Source organism: Streptomyces sp. NPDC090106, from assembly GCF_044747265.1.
Taxonomy (GTDB): domain Bacteria; phylum Actinomycetota; class Actinomycetes; order Streptomycetales; family Streptomycetaceae; genus Streptomyces.
The window spans coordinates 132,417-158,131 of the sequence record NZ_JBIVDS010000008.1 but is presented as its reverse complement, the minus strand read 5'-3'; the positions used below and the strand labels follow the sequence as shown (position 1 = coordinate 158,131).

Genomic DNA, 25,715 nt, shown 5'->3' with positions numbered 1-25,715 from the left:
CCCGGGGAACCCCATGACGCTCACCCAGCACGACATCGACCAAGAGATCGCCGCCCGGCACGCCGAGTACGAGAAGCGGGTCGCCGACGGCGCCCCCGTCGAGCATCAGCCGCGCCGCGACTACACGCCGTACCGCTCCTCGGTGCTGCGCCACCCGAAACAGCCGCCGATCACGATCGACGTGACGAAGGACCCGGAGCTGGTGGAGCTGCACTCCCCCGCCTTCGGCGAGCGCGACATCACCGAGATCGACAACGACCTCACCCGGCAGCACGACGGTGAGCCGATCGGCGAGCGCATCACGGTCTCCGGACGCCTCCTGGACCGCGAAGGGCGCCCGATACGCGGCCAGCTCGTGGAGATCTGGCAGGCCAACTCGGCGGGCCGGTACGCCCATCAGCGCGAGCAGCACGACGCGCCGCTCGACCCGAACTTCACGGGCGTGGGCCGGACGATCACGAACTCCGAGGGACAGTACGCGTTCACGACGGTCCAGCCGGGCCCCTACCCCTGGCGCCAGCACGTCAACGCCTGGCGGCCCGCGCACATCCATTTCTCCGTCTTCGGCACCGCGTTCACCCAGCGCCTGGTGACGCAGATGTACTTCCCGAGCGACCCGCTCTTCCCCTACGACCCGATCATCCAGTCCGTGACGGACGACGCGGCCCGGCAGCGGCTGGTGGCGACGTACGACCACGGTCTGTCGGTGCCGGAGTTCTCGATGGGCTACCACTGGGACATCGTCCTGGACGGGCCGCAGGCCACCTGGATGGAAGAAGGACGCTGACCAGCCATGACGAAGATCGACACCTCCCGTCCCGAGACCGTGCTCCCGACGCCGTCGCACACGGTCGGCCCGTTCTACGGCCACGCCCTGCCCTTCCCCGGCGGCGGTGACATCGCCCCCGTCGGCCATCCCGACACGATCACCGTCCAGGGATACGTCTACGACGGCGAGGGCAACCCGCTGCCGGACGCCCTGGTGGAGCTGTGGGGCGCCGACCCCGACGGTGACCTGCCGCAGGCCGACGGCTCGATGCGGCGCGACCCAGCGAGCGGCGGCTTCCTCGGCCGCAACGGCGTGGAGTTCACCGGCTGGGGGCGCGTCCAGACCGACGCCAACGGCCACTGGTACGCGCGGACCCTGCGGCCCGGCGCGCGCGGGCGCAGCGCGCCGTACATCAGCGTGTGCGTGTTCGCGCGCGGGCTGCTGCTGCACCTGTACACGCGGATCTACCTGCCGGGCGACGACGCGGCGCTGGCCGCCGACCCGCTGCTGGCGCGGGTGGACGAGACGCGCCGGGGCACGCTGATCGCCACCGACGACGGCAAGGGCACCTACCGTTTCGACATCCGCCTTCAGGGCGAAGGCGAGACGGTCTTCCTGGAGTTCCAGTGAGTTCTGCTGATGGCGACGCCGGTCTGCTCTCCCCCGGGTGGGCCGGTTCCCCCGCCGCCGCCGCGACGGGCGACACCGCGTATCTGCGGGCGCTGCTCGACGCGGAGGCGGCGCTGACCCGCGCCCAGGCGGCCCTGGGGCTGGCGCCCCAGGAGGCGGCCGCGGCCGTCACCGAGGCCGCCGGGGCCGACGGTTTCGACGTCGCCGGCCTCGCCCTGCGCGCCCGGTCCGGCGGCAACCCGGTGATTCCGCTGGTGGCCGACCTGACGGCCGCGGTGGGCCCCGGGTACGGCCCGTACGTCCACAGGGGCGCCACCAGCCAGGACATCATGGACACCGCGACGATGCTGGTCGCGCACCGCACCCTCGGCCTGGTCCTCGCCGACCTCGCGCGCACCGAGGCGGCGCTGGCCCGGCTGGCCGCCGAGCACCGGGACTCGGCGATGCCGGGCCGGACACTGACCCAGCACGCCGTGCCGACGACGTTCGGGCTGAAGGCGGCCGGGTGGCGGTCGCTGGTGCTCGACGCGCGCGACCGCCTGCTGGTGGTGCGGGACTCGCTGCCCGCCCAACTGGGCGGCGCGGCAGGCACCTTGGCGGCCTTCGCGCTGTACGGCGCACGGGACACCTCCGCGCTCACGGCGGCCTACGCCGGGGAGCTCGGGCTGCGGGCGCCGCTGCTGCCCTGGCACACCCTGCGCACCCCGGTCGCCGACCTGGCCGGTGCGCTCGCCTTCACGGCCGGGGCGCTCGGCAAGATCGCCGCGGATGTGCTGCTGCTGGCCCGTACCGAGATCGCCGAGGTCGCGGAGGGCAGCGGCGGCGGGTCGTCGGCGATGCCGCACAAGGCGAACCCCGTGCGGTCCACGCTGATCGCCGCCGCCGCCCGGCGGGCGCCCCAGCTCGCGGCCACCCTGTACGGGTCCATGGCCGCCGAGGACGAACGGCCCGCCGGTGCCTGGCACGCCGAGTGGGAGCCGCTGCGGGACCTGCTGAGGCTGACCGGCGGGGCCGCCCGGGACGCCGCCGAACTGGCGGAAGGGCTCAGGGTGGACGCGGACGCGATGCGCGCGCACCTGGACCTCACCCACGGGCTGATCGTCTCCGAGCGGCTGTCCGCGGAGCTGGCGCCGGTGCTGGGCCGGGCCCGCGCCAAGGAGCTGCTGACGGACCTCGCCCGGCGCACCTACACCGAGGGCCGCACGCTCGTCGAACTCCTGGCCGATGAGCCGGAGTTGAAGGACGTGGACGTGGACCCCTCGCACTACACCGGCTCCGCCGGACCCCTCACCGACCGTGCTCTGGAGCGACGTTGAACGGCAAACTCCTCAACCACCGTGCCGAGGGCCCCGCTTCGGCGGCGCCCCTTCTGCTCGGACCCTCGCTCGGGACGTCCTCGGCCCTGTGGGACCAGGTCGCGCCCGAACTGTCCGTCACCCACCGGGTGGTGCGCTGGGACCTGCCCGGCCACGGCGGCAGCGCGGCGGAGCTGATCGGGCCGGGCGCGACGGTCGGTGACCTCGCCGCTCTGGTGCTGGCGCTCGCCGACTCGCTCGGCATCGAGCGGTTCGCGTACGCGGGGGTGTCGCTGGGCGGCGCGGTCGGTCTGCACCTGGCCGTGCACCACCCCGAGCGTGTGGCGTCGCTGGCCGTGATCTGCTCCTCCGCCCACTTCAACGGCGCGAAGCCGTGGCAGGAGCGGGCCGCGCGCGTCCGGGCCGAGGGGCTCGGCTGGCTGCTGGAGAGCGCGGACGCACGCTGGTTCACGCCCGGCTTCAGCGTGCCCCGGCTCGTCCAGGACCACCGGGAGGCCGACCCGGAGGCGTACGCGGCCTGCTGCGACGCGCTCGCCGCGTTCGACCTGCGCGACCGGCTGGCCGGGATCACCTCGCCGACGCTCCTGGTGGCGGGCCGGGAGGACCCGGCGACCCCGCCCGCGCAGCTGCGGGAGATCGCGGACGCGGTGCCGGGAGCCGGGCTCGTCGAGATCCCCGGCGCCTCGCACCTGGCGCCCGCCGAACGCCCGGAGGCCGTGCTGACCGCTCTGCGCGGGCATTTCGACGGCGGCGCCCGGCGCGGCATGGCGGTGCGGCGCGAGGTCCTGGGCGACACCCACGTGGACCGGGCGCAGGCCCGGCAGACGCCCTTCACCGCCCGCTTCCAGGACTTCATCTCCCGCTACGCCTGGGGCGAGATCTGGACCGACCCCACGCTCAGCCGGCGCGAGCGCAGCATGATCACCCTGACGGCGCTGGTCGCCCACGGCCACTACGACGAACTGGCGATGCACGTCCGCGCCGCCCGCCGCAACGGGCTCACCCCCGAGGAGATCGGCGCGGTCCTGCTCCAGACCGCCGTCTACTGCGGGGTCCCGGCCGCCAACTCGGCCTTCGCGGCGGCACAGCGGGTGCTGGCGGAGGACGAGTGAGTCCCGGCCGGTGACCTCCGCGCGCGGGGCCGCGGTCGGCTACCGCAGTCCCCGTCCCGTCTCCAGGACGCGTTTGGCCTGGGCCACCAGGCCGTCGGCCGCGCAGGAGCGGGCCAGTTGCATGCCGCGGTTTATCTCGGCGATGGACCGGGCGGCGATGCCGTACTCGACGCGGGCCGCCGCGTGTTCGTACTGGCAGGGCGAGGCCTCAAGGTAGGTGACCGCCTGGGACAGCAGGCGGACGGCGCGCTCCCCGGTCTCCAGGGCGGCGGCGCAGCGCAGGGCCTCGCCGATGGCGGTGTCCGTGCCGAAGCGCTCGGCGGCCTTGCGTGCGTCGGCGGCGAGCCGGGCGGCGCGGGCGGGGTCCTCGACGACGAGGGCGCGGGCCAGGTCCAGCTCCCAGGGCACCATCACCGGGTTGAAGTGACCGCGGGCGGCGGCGGCCTTCTCGGCGCCCTCCAGTTCGTGGACGGCCTCCTTGGTGCGGCCGACGGCGAGGAGGAGCCGTCCGCGCACGGAACGCGGGTCGGGCAGCACGATCGTGGAGGGGTAGGGCGGTGCGAAGCCGTACTGTTCGGCGACCTCCCAGGCCTCGGAGACATGGCCGCGGGCGAGCAGCGTGTCGACGAGGTTGCAGCTGGCCGACCAGTACAGGGGCAGTCCGCGGCCGACGCGTTCGGCGATGCGCAGGGACTCGCGGAGGGTCTCCTCGGCCTCCCTGAGCAGGCCGCGGCGGCGCAGCGCGAAGCCCAGGAAGGCGTGCGCCAGGGCGAGATGGCCGCCGCTCCAGCCCGCGGACACGTAGGTGCGCAGCGCTTCCTGGAAGAGGCTCTCGGCGCGGTCGAGACGGTCCGTGTAGGTGTAGGAGCTGGCGAGCATCATCAGGATCTCGACGCCCCACTCGGTGTCGGTCCAGCCGAGCCCGGGGGCCAGTCTGCCGTTGACGAGGGCGCGGTCGCTCAACTCCACGACGAGTTCGGCGTTCTCGCCGTGGGTCATGGCGTCGAAGCCGCGCAGGATGAGCAGGGCGCGCTCGGAGTTGTCGCGGCCGGTGCAGGTCGCGGCGAGTTCGGCGAGCCGCTCCGAGCGGCCGGGCGAGCTGGCCTCGCCCGCGTGGATGCCCTCCCACATGTACTGGACGGCATGGAGGCGGAGTTGGGCCGGTCCGGGTTCGCGCCGGGCGGCCTCCGCCTCGACGGTGCGGACGGCGTCCTCCAGTTGGTCGTTGTGCAGGAGCGCCTGGGACAGGCGGAAGACGGCCTCGACGCGTTCGTCGCTGTCCAGGCCGGGCATGGCGAGCGCGGACTGGAGGTGGTCGATGGTGGTGGCGGGCGCGGTCAGCAGCGTCGCGCAGCCCAGTTCGTAGAGCACGCGCGCGTGCCTCTCCTGGCGGGGCGGTTCCTTCAGCGCCCGTTCCAGGCAGCGCACGGCCGCCTCCGGGGCGCCGACGGCGAGGTGTTCGCGGGCGGCCTCGCGCAGTTGCTCGACGAGTTCCGCGTCGTCGTCCGGGTGGACCTGGAGGAGGTGCCGGGAGGCCATGGCGGCGCCGAGCCCGGAGTCGGTGACGACCTGGGCGGCGATGCCGTGCATGGCGGTGCGGTAGCTGCTGGGGATGGAGTTGTAGACGGCGGTGGCGATGAGCGGGTGGACGAACTCCAGGTCGCCGTCGTCGATCGGGCCGGCCGCGGGGTCGGGTTCGGTCAGGATGCGGGCGGTGCGCAGGAGTTCGGCGCAGCGGGCGGCGTTGTCGGGGCTCAGCCGGGCCAGGGTGGCGACGAGTTCGACGCTGATGCCGGTGCCGAGGATGGCGGCGGCCCAGGCGAACTGGGTGGCCTCCACGCCGAGGGCCTTGAGCCGGGTGACGAGGCCGCCGCCGCGGGCGGAGCGGTTCAGCGCGCGCAGTTCGTCGGCCTGCGACTCGACCGGTTCGATCTCGCTGTCCTGGACCTTGGCGAGGAGTTCGACGGTCTCGTAGGGGTTGCCGCCGGTGACGGCCCAGACCTGGCGGCAGAAGGGGGCGTCGGCGTGCGCGCCGAGGGTGGCACGGGTGAGGCCCTCGGTGGCGGCCGGGGTCAGGGCGCTGAGGGTGGTGACGGGGGCTCCGGCCGCGGCGGCGACGGCGTCGAGATGGCGGGCGCTCTCGCCGGCCACCTCGCCGGGGCGGCGGGCGACCACGACCAGCACGGACAGGTCGTCGAGCCGCTCGGCGAACGCGGCGAGCCAGCGCAGGGTCTCCTGGTCGGCCCAGTGGGCGTCGTCGACGACGAGGACGAGCGGGTAGTCGCGGCGGGCGAGGCGGCGCACCGCGGCGACGAGGCCGTCGCAGACGTTCTGCGGGTCGGGGCGGCCCTCGCCGGGTTCGGTCATGCCGAGGGCGGGGCCGGCGATGTCGTACCAGTCGCCGAGGTACTCGCGGGCCTCCTCCGGCATCAGGGAGACGAGCGCGGGCTGGAGCAACTGCCGTACCACGTTGAAGGGGACGGACCTGAGGGTCTCGCCGCCGCGGGCGGACCAGACGGTGCAGCGGTGCTCCTCGGCTATCCGGCGGACCTCGCCGAGCAGCGCGGTCTTGCCGAGTCCCGCCTCGCCCCGGAACACCAGGACACTGCCCGAGGACGTACGGTCGGCGCACAGGGCCTCTATGGCCCGCTCGATGCCGCGGACCTCCTCGTCGCGCTCCCACAGGGCCGCCGAGGCGGCCTGCGGGGGCCGTACCTCCGTCATCGCCTGCCTCCCCATCTCCCCGTGTGGCCCGAACGACGTACGAACGACGAGCCTAGCCCCCGGGCCGCCCCTGCGGAGGACGGTCGGGGCAGCTGCCGCCTCGACGGGTGACAGCGTGCCGGACGGCCGCCGGGCCGGGTCCCCGGGCTGGGAGCGTGCTGTACGACTCCTGCCGTACTGACCGGTGTTCCGTCCGGCCCCTCTCATCCGCCTTTCACCGACGCCTCATACGGTGGTGTCATGACGCAGGTGACTCCTCCCGGGTGGTACCCCGATCCCGGACAGACAAATGACGGTCCCGCCACCGAGCGCTGGTGGGACGGCAAGGCATGGACGGACCGGACGCGCCCCGCGGGGTCGGCCGCCGTGGGGGGTCCGCCGGCGCAGGCCCCGGACGAGGCTCCGGCTCCGTCCCCGGCCCCGGAGCCGGAGGGGCAGCAGCAGGCGGCTCCGTACCCGGCGTACCCGGACTATTCGGCGCACCCGACCGCGCCCGCCTTCCCCGCCTACCCGGCCTATCCCGGTCAGCCGCCCGCTCCCGCGCGGAGCGGGATACGCACGGGTGTGGCGGTCGGCGTGGCGGTCGCGGTGCTCGCCGGTATCGGCGTGGGCGTGTGGGCGCTGGCCGGGAACGACGGTTCGGGCGGCGGGAGCGCGAGCTCCCAGCAGGGGCCGGGCGGTCCCGGTGGCCAGGGCGGGCCGTCGGGCGCCCCGTCGGGCGGGCCCGACGGCTCCACCGGCGGGCAGGGCGGACCGGGCGGCAGCGGTGGCTCCGACGGGGCCTCGCCGTCGCCGCAGACGTCGGAGGCGCCGAGGATCGAGAGCGGCTCGGTGAACGACGCGGTCTCCGGGATCAGCATCCCGATCCCGGACGGCTGGTACGGCCAGCAGATCCAGGTCGGGGCGTCGGTCACGTCGAACGACTCCTACGACTGCCCCGGCGACACCTCCAAGGACTGCACCAAGGGCGGCGCCTACTCGGTGCCGGCGGTCGCGCTCGGGTACGACGCCACGACGGCCGAGGAGATCGCGAAGGCGGACATCGAGAAGAACGCCGAGGAATCCTACGGCGGCACCACGTACGGGGCGATCACCTCGCACGACGTGCTGGCCTCCAAGGCGGTGACCGTCGCCGGGCAGAAGGGCTATCTGGTCCGCTGGAAGGCGGTGACCAGCAAGGGCGCCGACGGCTATGTCGAGTCGCTGGCGTTCCCGTCGCCGGTGAACTCCTCGCAGATGGTCGTGGTGCGCTTCGGGCTCGACACCGACCAGAAGGTGTCCCTGATCGACGAGGTCACCAAGGGCATCAAGGCGTACTCGGGCGGCGGCAGCGGCACGGACGTCTGAGGCACGGTCCGCGCCCGGACGCCTGTCGGCCGGGTGGGGCGCCTCTCCGCTCAAGAGGAACCCCACCCGGCCGGGGGGTGTGCGCCGCCCCCGTCCCCACGGTGCGGCGCGGCCGGGCCACCGTCCAGTCATCCCGTGGACGGCGGCCCGAGTCTCAGGTCAGGCCCAGTGCGGGCAGGACGGCGGCCTCCACGAAGCACACGAGGTAGTCCTCGTCGGCGTAGTGGCCGTCCACGACCGGGCGGGCCCGGATCACGCCGAAGATCTGGGCGGGGATGTACTCCAGCGCCGGGTGGTCGGCGGCGATCTCGCCCCGTTCCACACCGCGCCGCAGGATGTCCCTGAGCGCCTGGATCTCGGGGTGGACGAGCGCTTCCCGCAGCGCCTGGGCGAGTTCCGCGTCCTGGGTGACGGCGTACCCCAGGTTCTGCAGGAGCCGGGTGTCGTTGGCCGACCAGCGGCCCGCGGTGCGGGCGCACTCGCGCAGATCCTCGGCGAGCGAGCCGGTGTCGATGCCCTCGAACTTCGACCGGCGGCGCGAGCGCAGCGCGGCGACCACGAACTGGGGTTTGGTCTTCCACTGCCGGTAGAGCGTGGACTTGCTGCACCGGGTGGTGGCGGCCACCCCTTCCATGGTCACGGCCTCGTAGCCGCATTCCCTGATCTGTTCGAGGACGGCGTCGAAGAACTCCTGCTCACGCGCGGGCGTGATCTTGGAGCGGCGCGAGGCGGCGACCGTCTCCGGTCCCTCCGCTGCCTGCGACGTCATCGGCTCTTCTCCTCGTTCTAGAGCGGCTCGGTTCGAGCGGGTCCCGGTTCGAGCGGGGCTCAAGCGGCCGCGGCCAAGGTTTTGAGGGGCTGCGTTCCCGTGTGGCGCCAGTCTATCGATACGCGAGTGTACCGGTACCCGACCGTATCGGTACACTGTCGTATCGGTACGCTAGCGTACCGATGAATGTGACCGCTCGGACGGGATGAGTTCCGCCCGCCCGGGGAGTCACCAGCACCGCACGCACCACCGTCAGCGAAGGGGCCGGGGGATGAATGCCCGCACCGAGCCTGCAGCAGCGGAGGCCGACGCGTCAGCGCGACCGCCGCTCGTCCGGGAGCTCCTGCTCGTCGCAGGGCTCTTCCTCGTCTACAAGTTCGGCCGTCAACTGGCGACCGGTCACACCGCCGAGGCCTTCGCCGACGCCGGCAGCGTGTGGCATCTGGAACGGGCCGTCCATCTGCCCGGCGAGGGCTCGGTGCAGGACCTGCTGCTGCACGGCGACACCCTGGTCCACGTCGCGAACACCTACTACGCGACGGTCCACTTCCCGGCCACCGCGGCCTTCCTGGTCTGGCTGTACCTGCGCCGCCCCGCGCACTACGTGTGGGCCCGCCGGGTGCTGGCCGCCGTCACCGCCGCCGCGCTGGTGGTGCACCTCGTGTTCCCGCTCGCCCCGCCGCGGATGCTGGCCGCGACGGGCCTGATCGACACCGCGCGGGTCTACGGACCGAGCGTGTACGGGCCGCCGCAGACGGACCACCTCTCCAACCAGTTCGCGGCGATGCCCTCCCTGCACTTCGGCTGGGCGCTGATGGTCGCCGTCGGCCTGATCGTGGCGACCCGCTCCCGTCTGCGCTGGCTGTGGCTGCTGCACCCGCTGCTCACCCTGACGGTGATCGTCGGGACGGCGAACCACTACTGGCTCGACGCGATCGTCGTCACGGTCATGCTCGGCATCGCGCTCGCGCTGATCCACCCGCCGCACCGCACGGCGACGACCGCCGGCCGGGCAGGCGGGCAGCTCGCCCCCACCGAGGAGAACGTCCTGGTCGGAGCGGGCCGATGAGCGCCACCGTCCTCGCCGTCGTGCTGTCCCTGTGCTCCGCCGTCGCCTACGCCGCCGCGGCCGTCGCCCAGGAGCGCCTCGCCTCCCGCTCCCCCGGCGCCGGGATGGCCCGGATGCTGCTCTCGGGTGCCTGGTGGTGGTCGGTGGGGCTCAACGCCGGTGCCGCGCTGCTGCACGTGGTGGCCCTCAAGTACGGTCCGCTGACCGTCGTCCAGCCGCTGGGCGCGCTGACGCTGGTCGCCGCGGTGCCGCTGGGCGCGCGGGTCGCCGGACGGCGGGTCAGCACGGCCGAGTGGCGGGGCACCGCGTACACCCTGGCCGGTCTCGCCGCGATCCTCGTCGCGGCGTCCGGACCCGCGCCGCAGAACGTCCTGAGCACCTCCGAGGCGCTGACGGTCGCCGGTGCGACGGCCGCGCTGATCGGTCTGCTGGCCCGCCGCGGCGCCCGCCCCGGCCTGCGGCACGCGACCGGCTCCGGCTTCGCCTCCGGGGTCGCCTCCGCCCTCACCCAGACGGTGACGGTGGCGGCCACCGACCGCTCCGCCTCGCTGCTGAGCGTGCAGGTGATCGGGGTCGCCGTGCTCGTCGCCGCGTTCGCGGCGGGCGGCCTGATGCTGTCCCAGATCGCCTACCGGGGCGGCCTGGGCGCCCCGCTCGCCGTGGTGACCCTGGCCAACCCGCTGGCCGCCGCGGTCATCGGCCTCACCCTGCTCGGCGAACGCCTCCAGGGCGGCGCCGCGGGCGTCCTGCTCGCCTTCGCCGGGGCGGGCCTCGCGGCCTGGGGCGTGGTGCAGCTGAGCCGGGCCACGCCGGCCCCCGCCCCGGTGGAACCGCCGTACGACGACGAGCGCGACGCGGCGCTCCCGCCCGCCTTCGCGACCGGCCTCGACGAGCACCCCGTGGCCGCCGTGCTCGCCCTGGAGCCCTTGACCGCCCCGGGGGGCGGCACCCCGGCGGCGCTGGTGCCCCGGCCGCCGCAGCAACCGGAGCACCTGACGCCGCTGTAGCCGGCCGGTGACGATCCCGCCGGCCGGTGACGATCCGGTCAGTCGGTGACGATCGCCGGGTCGCTCACGCCCGGACGGCCGTTCTCGACGTGGCCGGCGAAGCGGCGCAGGAACGCGGTGTCGGACGCGGACGTCACCGTCAGGTCGTACCAGCGGCGGCTCGCCCTGAGGTCGACGACCTCCCGGACGGTGGCGCCGGGGCGGACGGAGACGGTGCGGGCCCTGCCGCCGTAGCCGCTGGTGAGCCGCAGCCGGGCCGTGGCGGTGCCCCGGTTGGTGAACGTCAGCTCGACGTCCTCGCCGCGGTGGCGGGCGGTGACCTCGGGTCCCGCGGCGCCGTTCGCGCCCTTGAAGGAGCGCACGAAACCGTTCGGGCCGTGCACGGTCAGGTCGTACGAGCCTCCGGAGTAGGCCGAGTTCCAGGTGTCGGCGAGGCTCTTGCCGGCCTCGGTGGTGTAGAACCACGGCCCGTCGGCGCGGTTGCCGGACGTGACGTGGAAGGCCGCGCCCGCCTTGGCGCCGGAGGCGAAGGCCAGCGTGAACTTCCCGGCCTTCGCGTCGACCGAGCCGTCCACGTACGGGGCGTACTTGAGCGGGCGGGTCGGGCGCGCGCCGCGCTCCTGGCGTGGCATGGCCGGGTCCGCGGGCGGGGTGGGCCTGTAGTCGGGGTGCCGCTCGCGGTCCTGCGGGGCGTACTCGTCCGTGTCCGGCAGGGCGGCCGGGCGGCTGTCCTTGCGGGAGAAGTCGAACGCCGAGGTCAGATCGCCGCAGACGGCCCGGCGCCAGGGGGAGATGTTGGTCTCCGCGACGCCGAAGCGGCGCTCCATGAACCGCAGGATCGAGGTGTGGTCCAGGGTCTCGGAGTCGACGTACCCGCCCTTGCTCCACGGGGAGACGACGAGCATCGGCACGCGCGGGCCGAGCCCGTAGGGGCCGGCGGGGCGGCTGCTGTCGCCCCGGTAGACGTCGAGGGAGACGTCGGCGGTGGACCGGCCGCGCGAGGCGTCGGCGGGGGCCTGCGGCGGGACGACGTGGTCGAAGAAGCCGTCGTTCTCGTCGAAGGTGATGAACAGAGCCGTCCTCGCCCACACCGCGGGGTTGGAGGTGAGGGCGTCGAGGACCTGCGCGATGTACCAGGCTCCGTAGTTGGACGGCCAGTTGGAGTGCTCGGAGAACGCCTCCGGGGCGGCGATCCAGGAGATCTGCGGCAGCGTGCCCGCCTTGACGTCGGCCCGGAGCCGGTCGAAGTAGCCGTCGCCGTTCTTCACGTCGGTGCCGGTGCGGGCCTTGTCGTACAGCGGGTCGCCGGGCTGGGCGCCCCGGTAACTGTTGAAGTACAGCAGGGAGTTGTCGCCGTAGTTGCCCCGGTAGGCGTCGGCGATCCAGCCCCAGGAGCCGTTCGCGTCGAGGCCGTCGCCGATGTCCTGGTAGATCTTCCAGGAGATCCCTGCCTTCTCCAGGCGCTCGGGGTAGGTCGTCCAGCCGTAGCCCTTCTCGTCGTTGCCGAGGACCGGGCCGCCGCCGGTGCCGTCGTTGCCGGTGTACCCGGACCACATGTAGTAGCGGTTCGGGTCCGTCGAACCGATGAACGAGCAGTGGTAGGCGTCGCAGACGGTGAACGCGTCGGCGAGGGCGTAGTGGAACGGGATGTCCTCGCGGGTCAGGTACGCCATCGTCGTGGTGCCCTTGGCGGGCACCCACTGGTCGTACTTGCCGCCGTTGTAGGCGTGGTGGCCGTCGGTCCAGCCGTGCGGCAGACCCTCCAGGAACTGCATGCCGAGGTCGTCGGCCGTGGGGTGGAAGGGCAGCAGGTCCTTGGTGCCGTCCGACTGGTGCCAGATCGTCGAGCCGTCGTCCTGGGTCACCGGGCGCGGGTCGCCGAAGCCGCGCACACCGCGCAGCTTTCCGAAGTAGTGGTCGAACGAACGGTTCTCCTGCATCAGCACGACGATGTGCTCGACGTCCTCGATCGATCCCGTCCGGTGGTTCGCCGGAAGCGCGGCGGCCCGCTCGATGCTGGCGTTCAGAGCGGTGAACCCCGCGGTGGCGCCCGCGAGTTGGAGGAACCTGCGCCGATTGACCTCGGACATGCGTTTCTGCCTCTCATCCTGGGGTGCGGATGGCCGGAACATGACGTGATGCGCGCGCAGCGAGTGTTCCAAGGGCAACAAACGTCAGGGAAGGGTCCGGTGGCGCCCGTGTGAAAGTCGCGAGTACGCGGGGTGCGCCGGGCTGTTCGGGGGGCCACGGCGTCGGCGAGGACCGCTTCGAGGCGACGCGCCACCGGCCTGTACGTGTGCGGCATCGCCCGCGCGCCGGGCGCCTCCGAGGCGCCGTACGCCGATCCCGACCCGGCGCATCGGGGACTCGCCCGGGGGGATCTGCGAGTCCGCGGGGAACCACTTCCGCCCTGGCGCGCTGCCGCTGCCGCTGCCGCTGCCGCTGCCCGGCGTGTACCTCACAGGGGTACTGCCCCTGCCGGATCGCCCGGGACACCGTGCGCGGCCACATCCCGGACGCGCGCGAACCGGCCCGGTGAACGGGGTGTTCACGTCCCCCTGGCGCGTCGGGCGTTCAGCGGCGCAGCCCCCTGAAGAGGCCGCCGTGGAAGACGAGCGGTGGGCGGTGCGGGTCGCCGGACAGGGAGTGGATGCGCAGGAGCACGATCAGGTGGTCGCCGGCCAGCATCTCGCGCTCGACCTCGCAGTCCAGCCAGGCCACGGCGCCGTCGACCAGCACGGCACCCTCGCCGGTGAGGGTCCAGTCGACGCCCGCGAACCGGTCCACGCCCCGCGCCGCGAGCGACCGCGCCACGGCGTCCTGCCCCTCCGCGAGGACGCTGAGGCCGAGCCGTCCCAGGCGGCGCAGGCGGGGCCAGGTGGCCGAGGTGCCCTGGACGCAGACGGACACCATCGGGGGGTCGAGGGACACCGGTGCGAAGGTGCTGATCGCCATGCCGTCCGGCACCCCGTCGTCACCCACCGCGCACAGCGCCGCGACGCCGGTGGGGTAGCAGCCGAAGACGCCGCGCATCTCGACCGCGGAGGCGGTGGTGGTGCGCACACCGTCGTGGAGACTCGTCACGGTCTCCTCCTCCCCCGTGCTGCCGACGCCGCCCACCGGTCCCTCCCACCGTAGGCGGGCCGCGGCCGGTCGCGCCGGAGTCCCGGTGGAGACGGACGGCGGCGGCCCCGACGGTGCGGTCCGTCGCGGCGCCCCGGGCTCAGTCGGGCAGCCGCTCCAGCGTCCGCGCGAGGCCCGCGGTCGCGGCCACGTCCATCAGGGCCTGGCCGATCACGGAGACCGGCTCGCGCGCCGGGAGGACCAGGCCGATGCGCTCGGTGCGGACCGGGTCGACGAGCGGGACCGCGCGCATCCCGGCGGGCACGCCGAACACATGCAGCCAGGTGTGGGGCACGACGCTCGCCCACTGACCGGCTCTGACCTGCGCGAACAGGGAGGCAATCGAGTCGGTCTCGACGCGCGGGGTCACCGTGACGCCCACGGCGTCGAACACCGTGTCGAGGACCTGGCGGCCCTGCATCTCGGGGTGCAGCAGACAGAGGGGATGCCGGGCGGCCTGCGCCCAGGACACCTCGGCCGGACCCGTGTCGGGATCGGGGCGACGCGTCAGCAGGACGTAGCGCTCCTGGTAGAGGGGGACGAACTTGAAGGCGTGGTCCCCCACGGTGCTCTGGTAGGTGACGGCCGCGTCGAGTTCGTACGTCCTGAGGCGCCCCACGATGTCCTCGGCCTGGAGGTCGGCGAAGACCTGGACGGTGGCGAGCGGGTTCGCCGCGCAGAACGGCTGGGTGAGCAGGGCGACCGCGGTGGAGGCGGTGGGGACGGTGCCGATCCTGAGCCGTCCGGTCAGCCCGGCCCGCAGTGCCTCGATCTCGCCCTGCATCGCGTCCCGGTCGGCGAGCATGCGCTGCGCCCACAGGACGACCCGCTCGCCCTCCGGCGTCAGTCCGTCGAACCTGCGGCCCCGCTGGACCAGGGGGATGCCGAGTTCGTCCTCCAGCTTGCGGATGCCCTCGGAGAGGGTCGGCTGGGAGACGTAGCAGGCCTGCGCCGCCTTCGCGAAGTGGCGGGCGCGGGCCAGGGCGACGAGGTACTCGAGTTGGCGCAGCAGCACGGGTCAATGATCCCTCGTGCGCCGCGTCCGTGGCCGCGTTGATCGGCGTGGCCTTTCAGATGATCGGAACTACCGCTTTGACCTGCGGCGACGCGGCGGCGAACAGTGGGAGGGGACATGAGCTGAGAGGGCGGGACACCCGATGCGCGACGTGCGGGACTTCGACGGGCCGGACTTCGACGGGCGGGACGGGCGGGACGGGCGGGACGGCCCCGGCGGGCGGGACCTCGACAGGCCGGACTTCGACGGGCCGCACTTCGACGGGCCGGACTTCGACGGCGCCGACGAGCCCGGGCTCACGGTGTCGCCGCCCAAGACCTGGGCGACCGGTGCCCCGGCCGTCGCGCACGCCCTGAAGTACGCCCTCGGGCAGACCTCCCCCAGGCGCACCGCCCTGACCCTGCTCGGCATCAACCAGCCGAAGGGCTTCGACTGCCCGGGCTGCGCCTGGCCGGAGCCCGCGCCGGGGCAGCGGCACATGAACGAGTACTGCGAGAACGGCGCCAAGCACATCAGCGACGAGGCGACGACCCGCCGGGTGACCGCCGAGTTCTTCCGTGAGCACTCGGTGGAGGAGCTGAGCCGTCGCACCGACCACTGGCTCAACCAGCAGGGCCGGCTGACCGAGCCGATGGTGCTGCGCGAGGGCGCCACGCACTACGAACCCATCGGCTGGGACGAGGCGTTGGACCTCCTCGCCGGTGAACTGCGCGCCCTGGACAGCCCGGACGAGGCGCTGTTCTACACCTCGGGCCGTCTGGCCAACGAACCGGCCTTCCTGCTCCAGCTGTTCGCCCGCGCCTTCGGCACCAACAATCTCCCCGACTGCTCCAACATGTGCCACGAGTCGAGCGGTTCGGCCCTCGGCGAGACCCTCGGGATCGGCAAGGGAAGCGTCGGCCTCGATGATCTGTACGACTCCGACCTGGTCTTCGTCGTGGGCCAGAACCCCGGCACCAACCACCCGCGGATGCTGTCCGCGCTGGAGGAGACCAAGCGCCGGGGCGGTCATGTCGTCGCCGTGAACCCGCTGCCCGAGGCGGGGCTGCTGCGCTTCAAACACCCGCAGAAGGCGCGCGGTGTCATCGGCCGCGGCACCGACATCGCCGACCAGTTCCTGCAGATGCGGCCCGGCGGGGACCTCGCCCTGTTCCAGGCGCTCAACCTGCTGCTGCTGGAGGCGGAGGACAAGGAGCCGGGCACGGTCCTGGACCGGGAGTTCATCGACGCCCACACGAGCGGCTACGAGGCGTTCGCCGAGCGCATCCGCGAAACGTCCTGGGACGCCGTGCTCGACGCCACCGGTCTGACCCGCGACGAGATCGAGCGGGTGCACGAGCGGGTCCTCGCGAGCCGCGGTGTCATCGTGTGCTGGGCGATGGGCCTGACCCAGCACAAGCACGGGGTGCCCACCATCCGGGAGGTCGTCAACTTCCTTCTGCTGCGCGGCAACATAGGGCGCCCAGGGGCCGGGGTGTGCCCGGTGCGCGGTCACAGCAACGTGCAGGGCGACCGCACGATGGGCATCTGGGAGCGGATGCCGCAGCCGTTCATGGACCGGCTGGGCCGGGAGTTCGCGTTCACCCCGCCCACCGCCCACGGTCTGGACTCGGTGGACTCCATCCGGGCCATGCGTGACGGCCGGGCCAAGGTGTTCGTCGGCGTCGCGGGCAACTTCGTGCGCGCCACCCCGGACAGCGACGTCACCGAACAAGCGCTGCGCAACTGCCGTCTGACCGCGCACATCTCGACCAAGCTGAACCGCTCGCACGCGGTGTGCGGGCGCACGGCGCTGATCCTGCCGACGCTCGGCCGCAGCGACCGGGACGTCCAGGCGGGCGGCGAGCAGTTCATGACGGTGGAGGACTCGATGAGCGAGGTCCACTCCACCCGTGGCCGGCTGCGCCCCGCGTCCGAGCACCTGCTCAGCGAGGTGTCGATCATCACCCGTCTCGCGCACCGCGTGCTGGGGGACGGACCGGCCATCCCCTGGGCGGAGTTCGAGGCGGACTACGACCTGGTCCGCGACCGGATATCCCGAGTCGTCGAGGGATTCGGGGACTTCAACGAGCGGGTACGGCGGCCCGGTGGGTTCCGGCTGCCCAACCCGGTCAACTCCCGCGTCTTCAACACGGCCACCGGGAAGGCCGTGTTCAGCGTCAACGACTTCACGATGCTCCGGGCGCCGGAGGGCCATCTGGTCCTTCAGACGCTGCGCTCGCACGACCAGTGGAACACCGTCCCCTACGCCCTGGACGACCGCTACCGGGGCATCAAGGGCGGTCGCCGGGTCGTCCTCGTCAACCCGGCCGACCTCGACCGGCAGGGCCTCGCGGACGGCGATCTCGTCGACCTGGTGAGCGTCTGGACCGACGGTTCGGAGCGCCGCGCGGACGCCTTCCGGGTCGTCGGCTACTCCACCCCGCCGGGTTCGGCCGCCGCGTACTACCCGGAGACCAACGTCCTGGTGCCGCTGGACAGCGTGGCCGACATCAGCAACACACCGACGTCGAAGAGCGTGATCGTCCGGCTGGAACCCGCGCGGGCGCTCCGCGGGGCCGAGCAGCGGCTCGAGGTGAGTCCTTCCGCCTGACAGAAGCATCCTTGCGCGGCGGTCCCGGCCGTCACGACCCTGGGTCCCACCACGGCACGCGGGGCGACGGAGCCCCGCCGACAGGGACGGATACACCATGCCGCACACGACCGCCTTCGCCAGGAACCAGTGGTACGTCGCCGCCTACAGTCACGAGGTCGGGCGGGAGGAGCTGCTCGGGCGGACCGTGCTCGGGGAGCCGCTCGTGCTCTACCGCACCGAGGAGGACGGGCGGGCCGTGGCGCTCAACGACCGGTGTGTGCACCGGCGTTACCCGCTGCACGCGAAGCCGGGCCGACTGGACGGCGACCGTCTGGTGTGCGGGTACCACGGGTTCACGTACGACACGAGCGGCACCTGTGTGTACGTGCCGGGGCAGAAACGGGTCCCGCGCACCGCCCGGGTGGCCTCGTACCCGGTCGCGGAGCTGGACTCGCTGGTGTGGGTGTGGATCGGCGACCCGGCGCTCGCCGACGCGGACACGATCCCGCGCGCCCGGCATCTGGACTCCCCGGGCTGGGTGACCGTGCGCGGCATGGAGCCGATCGACGCGGACCACGGCCTCCTCGTCGACAACCTGCTCGACCTGTCCCACGAGACGTATCTGCACGGCGGGTACATCGGCACCCCCGAGGTGGCCGAGACGCCGATCACGACGGAGGTCGACGAGGGCGCGGGGATCGTCCGGGTGAGCCGGCGCATGGACGACGCCGCGTGCCCGCCGTTCTACGCGAAGTCGACGGGGATCGAGGGGCGGATCACCCGCTGGCAGGACATCGAGTACTTCGCGCCCTGTCTGTATCTGCTGCACAGCCGGGTCGCGCCGGTCGGCGTGGTGCCCGAGGCGGACGGCAGCGACCCGGGCGGCTTCCACACGGAGGTCACCTACGCCATCACCCCGTCCTCGGACGGCAGGGTGTACGACTTCTGGGCCGTCTCGCGGGACTGGGCGACCGGCGACGCGGAGGTCACCGAGTTCCTGCGGGCCAACAACCACACGGTGGTCATGCAGGACGTCGACGCGCTCAACCTCCTTCAGCGCAGCCTCGGTTCGGAGCGGGCCGGGTACCAGGAGCTGAGCATCAACATCGACACCGGCGGTCTCGCCGCCCGCCGGATCCTCGCCCGCCTCGTCGAGGAGGGCGACAAGCCGGTGGAGAGGGTCCTGTGAGCAACGGTCCCACCGGCGAGATCTACCGCGTCGACTGGCTGCCGGGCACGGACGTGCTGCACGGCACCTGTCACTGCGGGGCCGAGCACACCGCGCGGGACCCGGTCGCGATGTGGGAATGGATGCTCGCCCATCCCGAGGGACACCAGCCGCCTGGGAGTGAGAGATGACCGTGTACGAGACCGAGCTCGTCGTCGCCGCAGTGGAGAACGCGGCCGACGGGGTGCTCGCCCTCACCCTGTGCCATCCGCTCGGGGAGCCGCTGCCGCCGTGGGAGCCGGGCGCCCATGTCGACCTGGTGCTCGCGCCGGGCCTGGAACGGCAGTACTCCCTGTGCGGTGACCCCGCCGACCGGTCCGGGTGGCGGGTGGCCGTGCTGCGCGAGCCGGCCGGGCGGGGCGGGTCCGCCCATGTGCACGACCGGGTGGGGCCCGGCGACAAGGTCCGGGTGCGCGGTCCGCGCAACCACTTCGCGCTGCGCCCCGCGCCGCGCTACCGGTTCGTCGCGGGCGGCATCGGCATCACCCCGATCCTGCCGATGCTCGCGGCGGCCGAGGCGGCGGGCGCCGAGTGGTCGCTGCTCTACGGCGGTCGCACTCGCGAATCCATGGCGTTCACCGGGGAGTTGGCGCGGTACGGTGATCGGGTCACCGTCGCCCCGCAGGACGAGACGGGGCTCCTGGACCTGGCGCCGGTGCTGGACTCCGTCCCCGAGGGCACCCTCGTCTACTGCTGCGGTCCGGGGCCCCTGCTGGACGCGGTCCAGGCGCGCTGCCCGGCCGGGGTGCTGCACCTGGAGCGGTTCACGCCCGAGGTGCGGGAGGAGGGCGAGGACACCGAGTTCGAGGTCGAACTCGCGGCGAGCGGGCTGACGTTGACGGTGCCGAAGGGGGTGTCCGTGCTCGACGCGGTGCAGGCCGCGGGGGTCGACGTGCTGTACTCCTGCACCGAGGGGACGTGCGGGACGTGCGAGACCGACGTCCTGGAGGGCGAGCCGGACCACCGGGACTCGGTGCTCTCCGACGAGGAGCGCGAGGCCGGGGAGACCATGCTCATCTGTGTGTCCCGGTGTCGCGGGCGGCGGCTCGTCCTCGGCCTGTAGCCATCCCGAGGTCCGCCTCGATGCCGGCGACCGTCTCCTGGAGGGGCGGCAGCAGATCGCGGCGGACCGAGGCCAGGGTGTTGCGGCTGGCGTGGACGGGAATGTTCACGGCCGCGACGACCTCGCCGCCCCGGTCGCGCACCGGGGCGGCGACCGAGCGCAGCCCTTCCTCCAACTCCTGGTCCACGACGGCGTATCCCTGGCGGCGCACCCGGTCGAGTTCGGTGCGCAGCGCGTCGGGCGAGGTGATGGTCCGTTCGGTGAAGGGGCGCCAGCGGGTGCGGGCGAGGAGCGCGTCCCGTTCCTCGCCCGGCAGATGGGCGAGGATCACCCGGCCGACCGAGGTGGCGTGGGCGGGGAACCGGGTGCCGACGGTGATCGCCGCGGTCATGATGCGGCGGGCGGGCACCCGGGCGACGTACACGATGTCGTCGCCGTCGAGGACGCACAGGGACGACGACTCCCGTGTGCGCTCGACCAGTTGCTCCAGATGGGGTTCGGCGATCTGCGCCAGGGAGAAACCGGCGAGGTAGGAGTAGCCGAGTTCCAGGACGCGCGGCGTGAGCCGGAAGGCGCGGCCGTCGGCGTGGACGTAGCCGAGGTCGGCGAGGGTCAGCAGGAAGCGGCGGGCCGCGGCACGGGTCAGGCCGCAGGCACGGGCGACCTCGCTGAGGGTCAGTTCGGGGTGGTCCGCGTCGAAGGCGCGGATGACGGCCAGGCCGCGCTCCAGGGAGCGGACGAAGTGGGGGGCTCGGTCTGCCGCAGGCATCGGCGCCTCCAGAGGGACACGTCCCATAAAGTGTCAACAATATTGTCAGCCGAAGGCATTGACCCGATGGACCGGAGACTCTACCTTTCGCGCTGTGCACCAATGTGCGCCATGCGCACGCCCTGACGGAACAACGAAGTCTGTGCAGGAGGAGCCATGCGTCGTCTGCTCACCGCTCTGGCGGCTGGAGCATGCCTGGTCACCGCGTCGGCCTGTGGCTCCTCAGGGAGCTCGGACTCGGCGTCGGACAAGGCGAGTTCGTCCGGTGGTGTCACCAAGGTCAAGGTCGGGGTCATCCCGATCGTGGATGTCGCCCCCCTGTATCTGGGCCAGGACAAGGGCATCTTCAAGAAGCACGGCCTCGAGGTCGAGACGACCCTCGCCCAGGGCGGCGCGGCGATCGTGCCCGGTGTGGCGAGCGGCCAGTTCCAGTTCGGCTTCTCCAACTCGACCTCGCTGATGGTCGCGCAGTCCAACAACGTGCCGGTGAAGGTCGTTTCCAACGGAATCGCCTCGACCGGCGTCCAGGGCAAGGACTTCGGCGGGCTGACCGTGAAGGGCGACAGCACCATCAAGTCCGCCGATCAGCTGGAGGGCAAGAAGGTCGCCATCAACACCCTCAAGAACATCAACGAGACCGCCGTGCGCGAGTCCGTGCGCAAGGCGGGCGGCGACCCGGACAAGGTGAACTTCGTCGAGCTGGCCTTCGACCAGATGCCGGCCGCGCTGGACAGCGGGCAGATCGACGCCGCGATGGTCGTCGAACCGGCGCTCGCGACGATCAAGGCCCAGGGCGGCAAGGAGATCGCCTCACCGCTGGTCGACGTCGCCCCGAACCTCACCGTGGCCATGTACTTCACCTCCACCTCCTACGAGCAGCAGAACGCCGCCGTCGTGAAGAAGTTCCAGGAGGCCATGGCGGAGTCGCTGGCCTACGCGGACGCCCACCCGGACGAGGCGCGGCAGATCGTCACCACGTACACCAAGATCCCCGCCGAGACGCTGGCGAAGGTGCAGCTCCCGGCGTGGCCCGCGGAGCCGGACCGGGCCTCCCTGGAGGCGCTGGAGAAGCTCGGCGAGTCGGACGGCCTGTTCAAGACGGCTCCCGACCTGGACAAGCTGCTGCCGTGAAGGGACTGAACGTCGTCCTCGGAGGGGCCGGGCTCGCGGGCTTCCTCGCCCTCGGCGAGGCGGTGCCGCGGCTCGGCCTCGTCAAGGAGGAGTACCTGCCGCCCGCCAGCCGCATCGGCGGCGCCCTCGCCGACGAGCTCTCCGACGGCACCTTCTGGACCGCGCTCGGCGACACCCTCACCGGCTGGGCGATCGGCCTCGCCATCGCGTCCTGCGCGGGCGTCGTCGCCGGGGTGGTGATCTCGGTGGTGCCGTACCTGCGGGCGGCGACCGCCTCGACCATCGAGTTCCTGCGGCCCATCCCGTCCGTGGCGCTGATCCCGCTCGCGGTCCTGCTGTACGGCACGGAGCTGCGCTCGGTGCTCCTCCTCGTCGTCTACGCCTCCTTCTGGCAGGTCCTGATCCAGGTCCTGTACGGCGTCCGGGACGTGGACCCGGTCGCCGAGGAGACGGCACGCTCCTACGGCCTCGGCCCGTGGGCGCGGGTGCGGCACGTGCTGTGGCCGACCGCGCTGCCGTACGTCATGACCGGGGTGCGGCTCGCGGCGGCCGTGGCGCTGATCCTCGCGGTGACGGCCGAACTCGTCATCGGCGCACCGGGGTTGGGGCAGCAGATCGCCGTCGCGCAGACCTCCCAGGCGGTGCCCGAGATGTACGCTCTGGTCGTGGTCACCGGCCTGCTGGGCCTGCTCATCAACGTGGGTGCGCGCGCGGTGGAGCGCCGCGCCCTGGCCTGGCACCAGTCGGTGCGCGGGGAGGTGGCGGTGTGAGGGGCGTCCTGCTGCGGCTGCTCTTCACGGTCGCGCTGCCCGTCGTCCTGGTCGTGGTCTGGTGGCTGGCCTCGGACGGCAGCACCAACGTGTTCTGGCCGCCGCTGCGGACGATCCTGGAGACCTTCCCCGACGTCTGGACGGGACAGCGCCTGAAGGACGACGTCCTGCCCAGCCTGTGGCGTCTGACGGCCGGTTACGCGGTCGCCGCCGCCGTGGGCGTCGGTGTCGGCACGGTCATCGGCTCCTACCGCCGGGTGCGCGCGGTGTGCGAGCCGGTGCTGGAGTTCCTGCGGGCGGTGCCGCCGCCGGTGCTGGTGCCGGTCATCATGCTGTTCGCGGGCATCGGCGACACCATGAAGATCGTGGTGATCGTGAGCGGCTGCGTGTGGCCGGTCCTCCTCAACACGGTCGAGGGCGTACGCGCCGTCGACCCGGTGATGGCGGAGACGGCCCGCTCGTACGGCATCTCGGGGCCTGCGCGGCTCAAGGACGTGGTGCTGCGCTCGGCGAGCCCGCAGATCTTCGCGGGACTGCGACAGGCCCTGTCCATCGGCATCATCCTCATGGTGATCAGCGAGATGTTCGCCGCGAGCAACGGCATCGGCTTCACCGTCGTGCAGTTCCAGCGCAGTTTCGCGATCCCCGACATGTGGACCGGGATCCTCGTCCTCGGTCTGCTCGGCTTCGTCCTCTCCGTCGTCTTCCAACTGGTCGAGCGGCGGGTCCTCGGCTGGTACCACGGGCTGCGGGCCCAGACCCGGCGGTCCCCGTGACGCTCACGAAAGGGCGGTCCATGCTCGACGTACGCGGCCTGAAGAAGGTCTACGAGGGGTCAGGGCGCCGGGTGGAGGCGGTCCGCGACCTCACCTTCACCGTCGAGGCGGGCGAACTCGTCTGTCTCGTGGGCCCGTCGGGCTGCGGCAAGACGACCCTGCTGAAGTGCATGGGCGGGCTGCTGGAACCGTCCGGCGGGGAAGTGCGGCTGGCCGGGGAGAAGGTCACCGGCCCGCCGCCGGGCATGGCGTTCGTGTTCCAGGAGTACGGGCGCAGCCTGTTCCCCTGGATGCGGGTCGGGGAGAACGTCGAACTGCCTCTGAAGCAGAAGGGGTTGAGCAAGGCGCGGCGCCGGGAACTGGTCGCCGACTCGCTCGCGTCGGTCGGTCTCGCGGACGCCGCCGGGGCCTACCCCTGGCAGCTCTCCGGGGGGATGCAGCAGCGCGTCGCGATCGCCCGGGCGCTGGCGTACGAGCCGCAGGTGCTGCTGATGGACGAGCCGTTCGCGGCGGTGGACGCGCAGACCCGCGCCGATCTGGAGGACCTCGTGCGGGGGTTGTGGCGGGAGCGCGGGATCACGATCCTGTTCGTCACCCACGACATCGACGAGGCGGTCTATCTCGGCCAGCGGGTCATCGTGCTGTCGGCCTCCCCCACCGTCGTGCAGGAACAGCTGAAGGTCGATCTCCCGGACGAGCGCGACCAGTTGCACACCCGGGTGGCCCCGCGCTTCGCCGAGCTGCGCACCCATGTGTACGAGCAGATCCAGTCGGCGAAGCGCGGGAGGCCGGCGCCGAACCCGGCCCCCCGGGACGCGCTCACGAAGTCGGACACGCCTCCCTCTGTCTGAACGGCGCAGCGGAAGGGCGGAGTTCGGGCCCGGGCCCGGACGGGGACACGGGCCCGGGCCCGGGTTCAGACGCGGAGCCAGACCGCGGTGTCCTTCGGCAGCTGGCCGCCGGTGTCCAGGGGCCCGCTGGCGAGGAGCAGTTCGGTGTGGGCGGGGAGGTCCACGGGGGTGTCGGCGAGGTTCACCAGGCACCGGACGTCCGCGCCCCGGGTGAAGGCGAGGACCCCGTCGGGGGCGGGCAGCCAGGTCAGCGGACCGTCGCCGAGTGCGGGGCGGACGCGGATCGCCCGCCGGTAGAGGGTGAGCGCGGAGTCCGGGTCGTCCCGCTGCCGGTCGACCGCGTACGACGGCCAGTCCGCGGGCTGCGGAAGCCAGGGCCGGGCCGGCGGCGTGCCGAACCCGACGTTCGGGAGCGTGGAGTCCCAGGGCAGCGGCACCCGGCAGCCGTCGCGGCCCGGGTCGGTGCCGCCGGACCGGAAGTGCATCGGGTCCTCGATCCGGTCCACGGGGATGTCGGCCTCGGGCAGGCCCAGTTCCTCGCCCTGGTAGAGGTAGACCGAGCCCGGCAGGGCCAGCGACAGCAGGGCCGCCGCGCGGGCCCGGCGCGTGCCGAGGGCGAGATCGGTCGGGGTGCCGAAGACCTTGGCGGCGAAGTCGAAGCCGGTGTCGGCGCGGCCGTAGCGGGTGACGGTCCGCGTCACGTCGTGGTTGCACAGCACCCAGGTGGCGGGCGCCCCGACGGGGGCGTGCTCGGCGAGGGTCCCGTCGATGGCGGCGCGCAGCCGGGCCGCGTCCCAGGGGCAGGTCATGAAGGTGAAGTTGAACGCGGTGTGCAGCTCGTCGGGGCGCAGGTAGCGGGCGAAGCGTTCGGTGTCGGGGAGCCAGACCTCCCCGACGAAGACACCGTCGTAAGCGTCGGCGATGGCCCGCCAGGAGCGGTAGACGGCGTGGAGTTCGTCCCGGTCGACGTAGGGGTTGGGGTCGTGGCCCTCACGGAAGTCGGGGAGCTCCGGGTCCTTGGTGAGCAGGGCGGCGGAGTCGATGCGGACGCCGGCCACGCCGCGCTCGAACCAGAAGCGCAGGATGTCCTCGTGCTCCTGGCGCACCGCCGGGTGGGCCCAGTTGAGGTCGGGCTGCTCGGGGGCGAACAGGTGCAGATACCAGTCGCCGTCGCCGAGGCGGGTCCATGCGGGGCCGCCGAACTCCGACCGCCAGTCGTTGGGCGGGAGTTCGCCGTGCTCGCCGCGTCCGGGCCGGAAGTGGAACAGGTCGCGCTCCGGGCCGCCCCGCAGCGCGGCCCGGAACCAGGCGTGCTGGTCGGAGACATGATTGGGGACGATGTCGACGATGGTGCGGATGCCGAGTTCCCGGGCCTCGGCGATGAGCTTCTCCGCCTCGGCGAGGGTGCCGAAGGCCGGATCGATGGCCCGGTAGTCGGCGACGTCGTAGCCGCCGTCCTTCAGCGGGGAGACGTACCAGGGGGTGAACCAGAGCGCGTCCACGCCGAGTTCGGCGAGGTACGGCAGGCGGGCGCGGACCCCCGCGAGGTCGCCGGTGCCGTCTCCGTCGCCGTCGGCGAAGCTGCGCACGTACACCTGGTAGATGACGGCGGAGCGCCACCAGTCCTTCTCGCTGAGGGCAGGGGAGGGCTGTCCCACGGTGCGTGCCTTT

The 25,715-nt window shown here is 72.8% G+C and carries 22 protein-coding genes; 15 read left to right on the top strand and 7 right to left on the bottom strand.

Annotated features, from left to right (window positions below):
* The first annotated feature begins 13 nt into the window (after positions 1–13).
* Genes pcaH through pcaD form a run of 4 tightly spaced genes read left to right on the top strand, consistent with a single transcriptional unit; the run spans position 14 to position 3,827 of the window.
* The gene (gene pcaH / locus ACIPSE_RS25790; protein WP_401666411.1) at positions 14–787 is read left to right on the top strand and encodes a protocatechuate 3,4-dioxygenase subunit beta; all 774 of its coding nucleotides are present in this window, start codon (positions 14–16) and stop codon (positions 785–787) included.
* Positions 788–793: 6 nt separating this feature from the next.
* Positions 794–1,399 carry a protocatechuate 3,4-dioxygenase subunit alpha gene (pcaG, locus tag ACIPSE_RS25785; protein ID WP_401666408.1) on the top strand — a complete coding sequence of 202 codons (606 nt, stop codon included), beginning with the start codon at positions 794–796 and terminating at the stop codon, positions 1,397–1,399.
* Positions 1,396–2,715: a 3-carboxy-cis,cis-muconate cycloisomerase gene (gene pcaB, locus ACIPSE_RS25780; RefSeq protein WP_401666406.1), complete on the top strand. Its 1,320-nt coding sequence runs from the start codon at positions 1,396–1,398 to the stop codon at positions 2,713–2,715. The genes pcaG and pcaB overlap by 4 nt, the downstream gene beginning before the upstream one ends.
* Positions 2,712–3,827: a 3-oxoadipate enol-lactonase gene (pcaD, locus tag ACIPSE_RS25775; RefSeq protein WP_401666404.1), complete on the top strand. Its 1,116-nt coding sequence runs from the start codon at positions 2,712–2,714 to the stop codon at positions 3,825–3,827. Before pcaB ends, pcaD begins: the two co-directional genes overlap by 4 nt.
* Positions 3,828–3,866: 39 nt before the next feature.
* On the opposite strand, the gene ACIPSE_RS25770 is transcribed toward pcaD, so the two are convergent.
* Positions 3,867–6,551, bottom strand: coding sequence for an ATP-binding protein (locus tag ACIPSE_RS25770; RefSeq protein ID WP_401666402.1), 2,685 nt, complete (start codon positions 6,549–6,551; stop codon positions 3,867–3,869).
* 240 nt (positions 6,552–6,791) lie between these two features.
* On the opposite strand from ACIPSE_RS25770, the gene ACIPSE_RS25765 reads away from it, so the two are divergent.
* Positions 6,792–7,898, top strand: a complete 1,107-nt coding sequence (locus ACIPSE_RS25765) for a DUF2510 domain-containing protein (RefSeq protein ID WP_401666400.1) — start codon at positions 6,792–6,794, stop codon at positions 7,896–7,898.
* A 154-nt stretch (positions 7,899–8,052) separates the two neighbouring features.
* Here the strand turns inward: ACIPSE_RS25765 and ACIPSE_RS25760 are convergent, their stop codons facing one another.
* On the bottom strand, positions 8,053–8,667 hold the full coding sequence (locus tag ACIPSE_RS25760; protein ID WP_401666397.1) for a TetR/AcrR family transcriptional regulator C-terminal ligand-binding domain-containing protein: 615 nt from the start codon (positions 8,665–8,667) through the stop codon (positions 8,053–8,055).
* A 271-nt stretch (positions 8,668–8,938) separates the two neighbouring features.
* On the opposite strand from ACIPSE_RS25760, the gene ACIPSE_RS25755 reads away from it, so the two are divergent.
* Together ACIPSE_RS25755 and ACIPSE_RS25750 are read left to right on the top strand one after the other, a co-directional pair.
* A complete protein-coding gene (locus ACIPSE_RS25755; RefSeq protein ID WP_401666395.1) occupies positions 8,939–9,736 on the top strand; it encodes a phosphatase PAP2 family protein in 798 nt (265 codons plus the stop codon).
* Positions 9,733–10,743, top strand: coding sequence for a hypothetical protein (locus tag ACIPSE_RS25750; protein WP_401666393.1), 1,011 nt, complete (start codon positions 9,733–9,735; stop codon positions 10,741–10,743). The genes ACIPSE_RS25755 and ACIPSE_RS25750 overlap by 4 nt, the downstream gene beginning before the upstream one ends.
* A 38-nt stretch (positions 10,744–10,781) precedes the next feature.
* Here the strand turns inward: ACIPSE_RS25750 and ACIPSE_RS25745 are convergent, their stop codons facing one another.
* The 3 genes from ACIPSE_RS25745 to ACIPSE_RS25735 all read right to left on the bottom strand — a co-directional run bounded on the left by ACIPSE_RS25745 (position 10,782) and on the right by ACIPSE_RS25735 (position 14,881).
* Entirely contained in the window at positions 10,782–12,833 is a 2,052-nt protein-coding gene (locus ACIPSE_RS25745) for a phosphocholine-specific phospholipase C (protein WP_401666391.1), read from the bottom strand.
* A gap of 484 nt (positions 12,834–13,317) precedes the next feature.
* Complete coding sequence (locus tag ACIPSE_RS25740; protein ID WP_401666389.1) at positions 13,318–13,827, bottom strand: flavin reductase family protein; 510 nt, start codon at positions 13,825–13,827, stop codon at positions 13,318–13,320.
* Positions 13,828–13,966: 139 nt separating this feature from the next.
* Positions 13,967–14,881 (bottom strand): LysR family transcriptional regulator, encoded by a 915-nt coding sequence (locus ACIPSE_RS25735; RefSeq protein WP_401666386.1) that lies wholly within the window; start codon positions 14,879–14,881, stop codon positions 13,967–13,969.
* Between the two features lie 142 nt (positions 14,882–15,023).
* Between ACIPSE_RS25735 and ACIPSE_RS25730 the strand changes: the two genes are divergently transcribed.
* The 4 genes from ACIPSE_RS25730 to ACIPSE_RS25715 all read left to right on the top strand — a co-directional run bounded on the left by ACIPSE_RS25730 (position 15,024) and on the right by ACIPSE_RS25715 (position 19,747).
* The gene (locus ACIPSE_RS25730; RefSeq protein WP_401666384.1) at positions 15,024–17,474 is read left to right on the top strand and encodes an FdhF/YdeP family oxidoreductase; all 2,451 of its coding nucleotides are present in this window, start codon (positions 15,024–15,026) and stop codon (positions 17,472–17,474) included.
* A gap of 97 nt (positions 17,475–17,571) precedes the next feature.
* A complete protein-coding gene (locus tag ACIPSE_RS25725) occupies positions 17,572–18,645 on the top strand; it encodes a Rieske 2Fe-2S domain-containing protein (RefSeq protein ID WP_401666382.1) in 1,074 nt (357 codons plus the stop codon).
* Positions 18,642–18,815 carry a hypothetical protein gene (locus ACIPSE_RS25720; RefSeq protein WP_401666379.1) on the top strand — a complete coding sequence of 58 codons (174 nt, stop codon included), beginning with the start codon at positions 18,642–18,644 and terminating at the stop codon, positions 18,813–18,815. Before ACIPSE_RS25725 ends, ACIPSE_RS25720 begins: the two co-directional genes overlap by 4 nt.
* Entirely contained in the window at positions 18,812–19,747 is a 936-nt protein-coding gene (locus ACIPSE_RS25715; RefSeq protein ID WP_401666376.1) for a PDR/VanB family oxidoreductase, read from the top strand. Before ACIPSE_RS25720 ends, ACIPSE_RS25715 begins: the two co-directional genes overlap by 4 nt.
* Here ACIPSE_RS25715 and ACIPSE_RS25710 read toward each other — a convergent pair.
* Positions 19,698–20,516 carry an IclR family transcriptional regulator C-terminal domain-containing protein gene (locus ACIPSE_RS25710; RefSeq protein ID WP_401666374.1) on the bottom strand — a complete coding sequence of 273 codons (819 nt, stop codon included), beginning with the start codon at positions 20,514–20,516 and terminating at the stop codon, positions 19,698–19,700. The two genes, ACIPSE_RS25715 and ACIPSE_RS25710, sit on opposite strands and share 50 nt — an antisense overlap.
* 156 nt (positions 20,517–20,672) lie before the next feature.
* On the opposite strand from ACIPSE_RS25710, the gene ACIPSE_RS25705 reads away from it, so the two are divergent.
* Genes ACIPSE_RS25705 through ACIPSE_RS25690 form a run of 4 tightly spaced genes read left to right on the top strand, consistent with a single transcriptional unit; the run spans position 20,673 to position 24,044 of the window.
* A complete protein-coding gene (locus tag ACIPSE_RS25705; RefSeq protein WP_401666371.1) occupies positions 20,673–21,647 on the top strand; it encodes an ABC transporter substrate-binding protein in 975 nt (324 codons plus the stop codon).
* Positions 21,644–22,417, top strand: a complete 774-nt coding sequence (locus ACIPSE_RS25700) for an ABC transporter permease (protein ID WP_401666369.1) — start codon at positions 21,644–21,646, stop codon at positions 22,415–22,417. Before ACIPSE_RS25705 ends, ACIPSE_RS25700 begins: the two co-directional genes overlap by 4 nt.
* Positions 22,414–23,193, top strand: a complete 780-nt coding sequence (locus tag ACIPSE_RS25695) for an ABC transporter permease (RefSeq protein ID WP_401666367.1) — start codon at positions 22,414–22,416, stop codon at positions 23,191–23,193. Before ACIPSE_RS25700 ends, ACIPSE_RS25695 begins: the two co-directional genes overlap by 4 nt.
* A 20-nt stretch (positions 23,194–23,213) precedes the next feature.
* A complete protein-coding gene (locus ACIPSE_RS25690; protein WP_401666365.1) occupies positions 23,214–24,044 on the top strand; it encodes an ABC transporter ATP-binding protein in 831 nt (276 codons plus the stop codon).
* Between the two features lie 65 nt (positions 24,045–24,109).
* Here ACIPSE_RS25690 and ACIPSE_RS25685 read toward each other — a convergent pair whose 3' ends face one another.
* On the bottom strand, positions 24,110–25,702 hold the full coding sequence (locus tag ACIPSE_RS25685; RefSeq protein WP_401666362.1) for a glycoside hydrolase family 13 protein: 1,593 nt from the start codon (positions 25,700–25,702) through the stop codon (positions 24,110–24,112).
* Between the last annotated feature and the right edge of the window lie 13 nt (positions 25,703–25,715).

What these genes read in the sequence shown, in the direction of transcription:
- ACIPSE_RS25760 (WP_401666397.1), bottom strand. Translation starts at nt 8,667, where the DNA reads ATGACGTCGCAGGCAGCGGAGGGACCGGAGACGGTCGCCGCCTCGCGC.
- ACIPSE_RS25705 (WP_401666371.1), top strand. Translation starts at nt 20,673, where the DNA reads ATGCGTCGTCTGCTCACCGCTCTGGCGGCTGGAGCATGCCTGGTCACC.
- ACIPSE_RS25725 (WP_401666382.1), top strand. Translation starts at nt 17,572, where the DNA reads ATGCCGCACACGACCGCCTTCGCCAGGAACCAGTGGTACGTCGCCGCC.
- ACIPSE_RS25730 (WP_401666384.1), top strand. Translation starts at nt 15,024, where the DNA reads ATGCGCGACGTGCGGGACTTCGACGGGCCGGACTTCGACGGGCGGGAC.
- ACIPSE_RS25765 (WP_401666400.1), top strand. Translation starts at nt 6,792, where the DNA reads ATGACGCAGGTGACTCCTCCCGGGTGGTACCCCGATCCCGGACAGACA.
- ACIPSE_RS25690 (WP_401666365.1), top strand. Translation starts at nt 23,214, where the DNA reads ATGCTCGACGTACGCGGCCTGAAGAAGGTCTACGAGGGGTCAGGGCGC.
- ACIPSE_RS25715 (WP_401666376.1), top strand. Translation starts at nt 18,812, where the DNA reads ATGACCGTGTACGAGACCGAGCTCGTCGTCGCCGCAGTGGAGAACGCG.
- ACIPSE_RS25745 (WP_401666391.1), bottom strand. Translation starts at nt 12,833, where the DNA reads ATGTCCGAGGTCAATCGGCGCAGGTTCCTCCAACTCGCGGGCGCCACC.
- ACIPSE_RS25750 (WP_401666393.1), top strand. Translation starts at nt 9,733, where the DNA reads ATGAGCGCCACCGTCCTCGCCGTCGTGCTGTCCCTGTGCTCCGCCGTC.
- ACIPSE_RS25755 (WP_401666395.1), top strand. Translation starts at nt 8,939, where the DNA reads ATGAATGCCCGCACCGAGCCTGCAGCAGCGGAGGCCGACGCGTCAGCG.
- ACIPSE_RS25710 (WP_401666374.1), bottom strand. Translation starts at nt 20,516, where the DNA reads ATGCCTGCGGCAGACCGAGCCCCCCACTTCGTCCGCTCCCTGGAGCGC.
- pcaH (WP_401666411.1), top strand. Translation starts at nt 14, where the DNA reads ATGACGCTCACCCAGCACGACATCGACCAAGAGATCGCCGCCCGGCAC.
- pcaG (WP_401666408.1), top strand. Translation starts at nt 794, where the DNA reads ATGACGAAGATCGACACCTCCCGTCCCGAGACCGTGCTCCCGACGCCG.
- ACIPSE_RS25770 (WP_401666402.1), bottom strand. Translation starts at nt 6,551, where the DNA reads ATGACGGAGGTACGGCCCCCGCAGGCCGCCTCGGCGGCCCTGTGGGAG.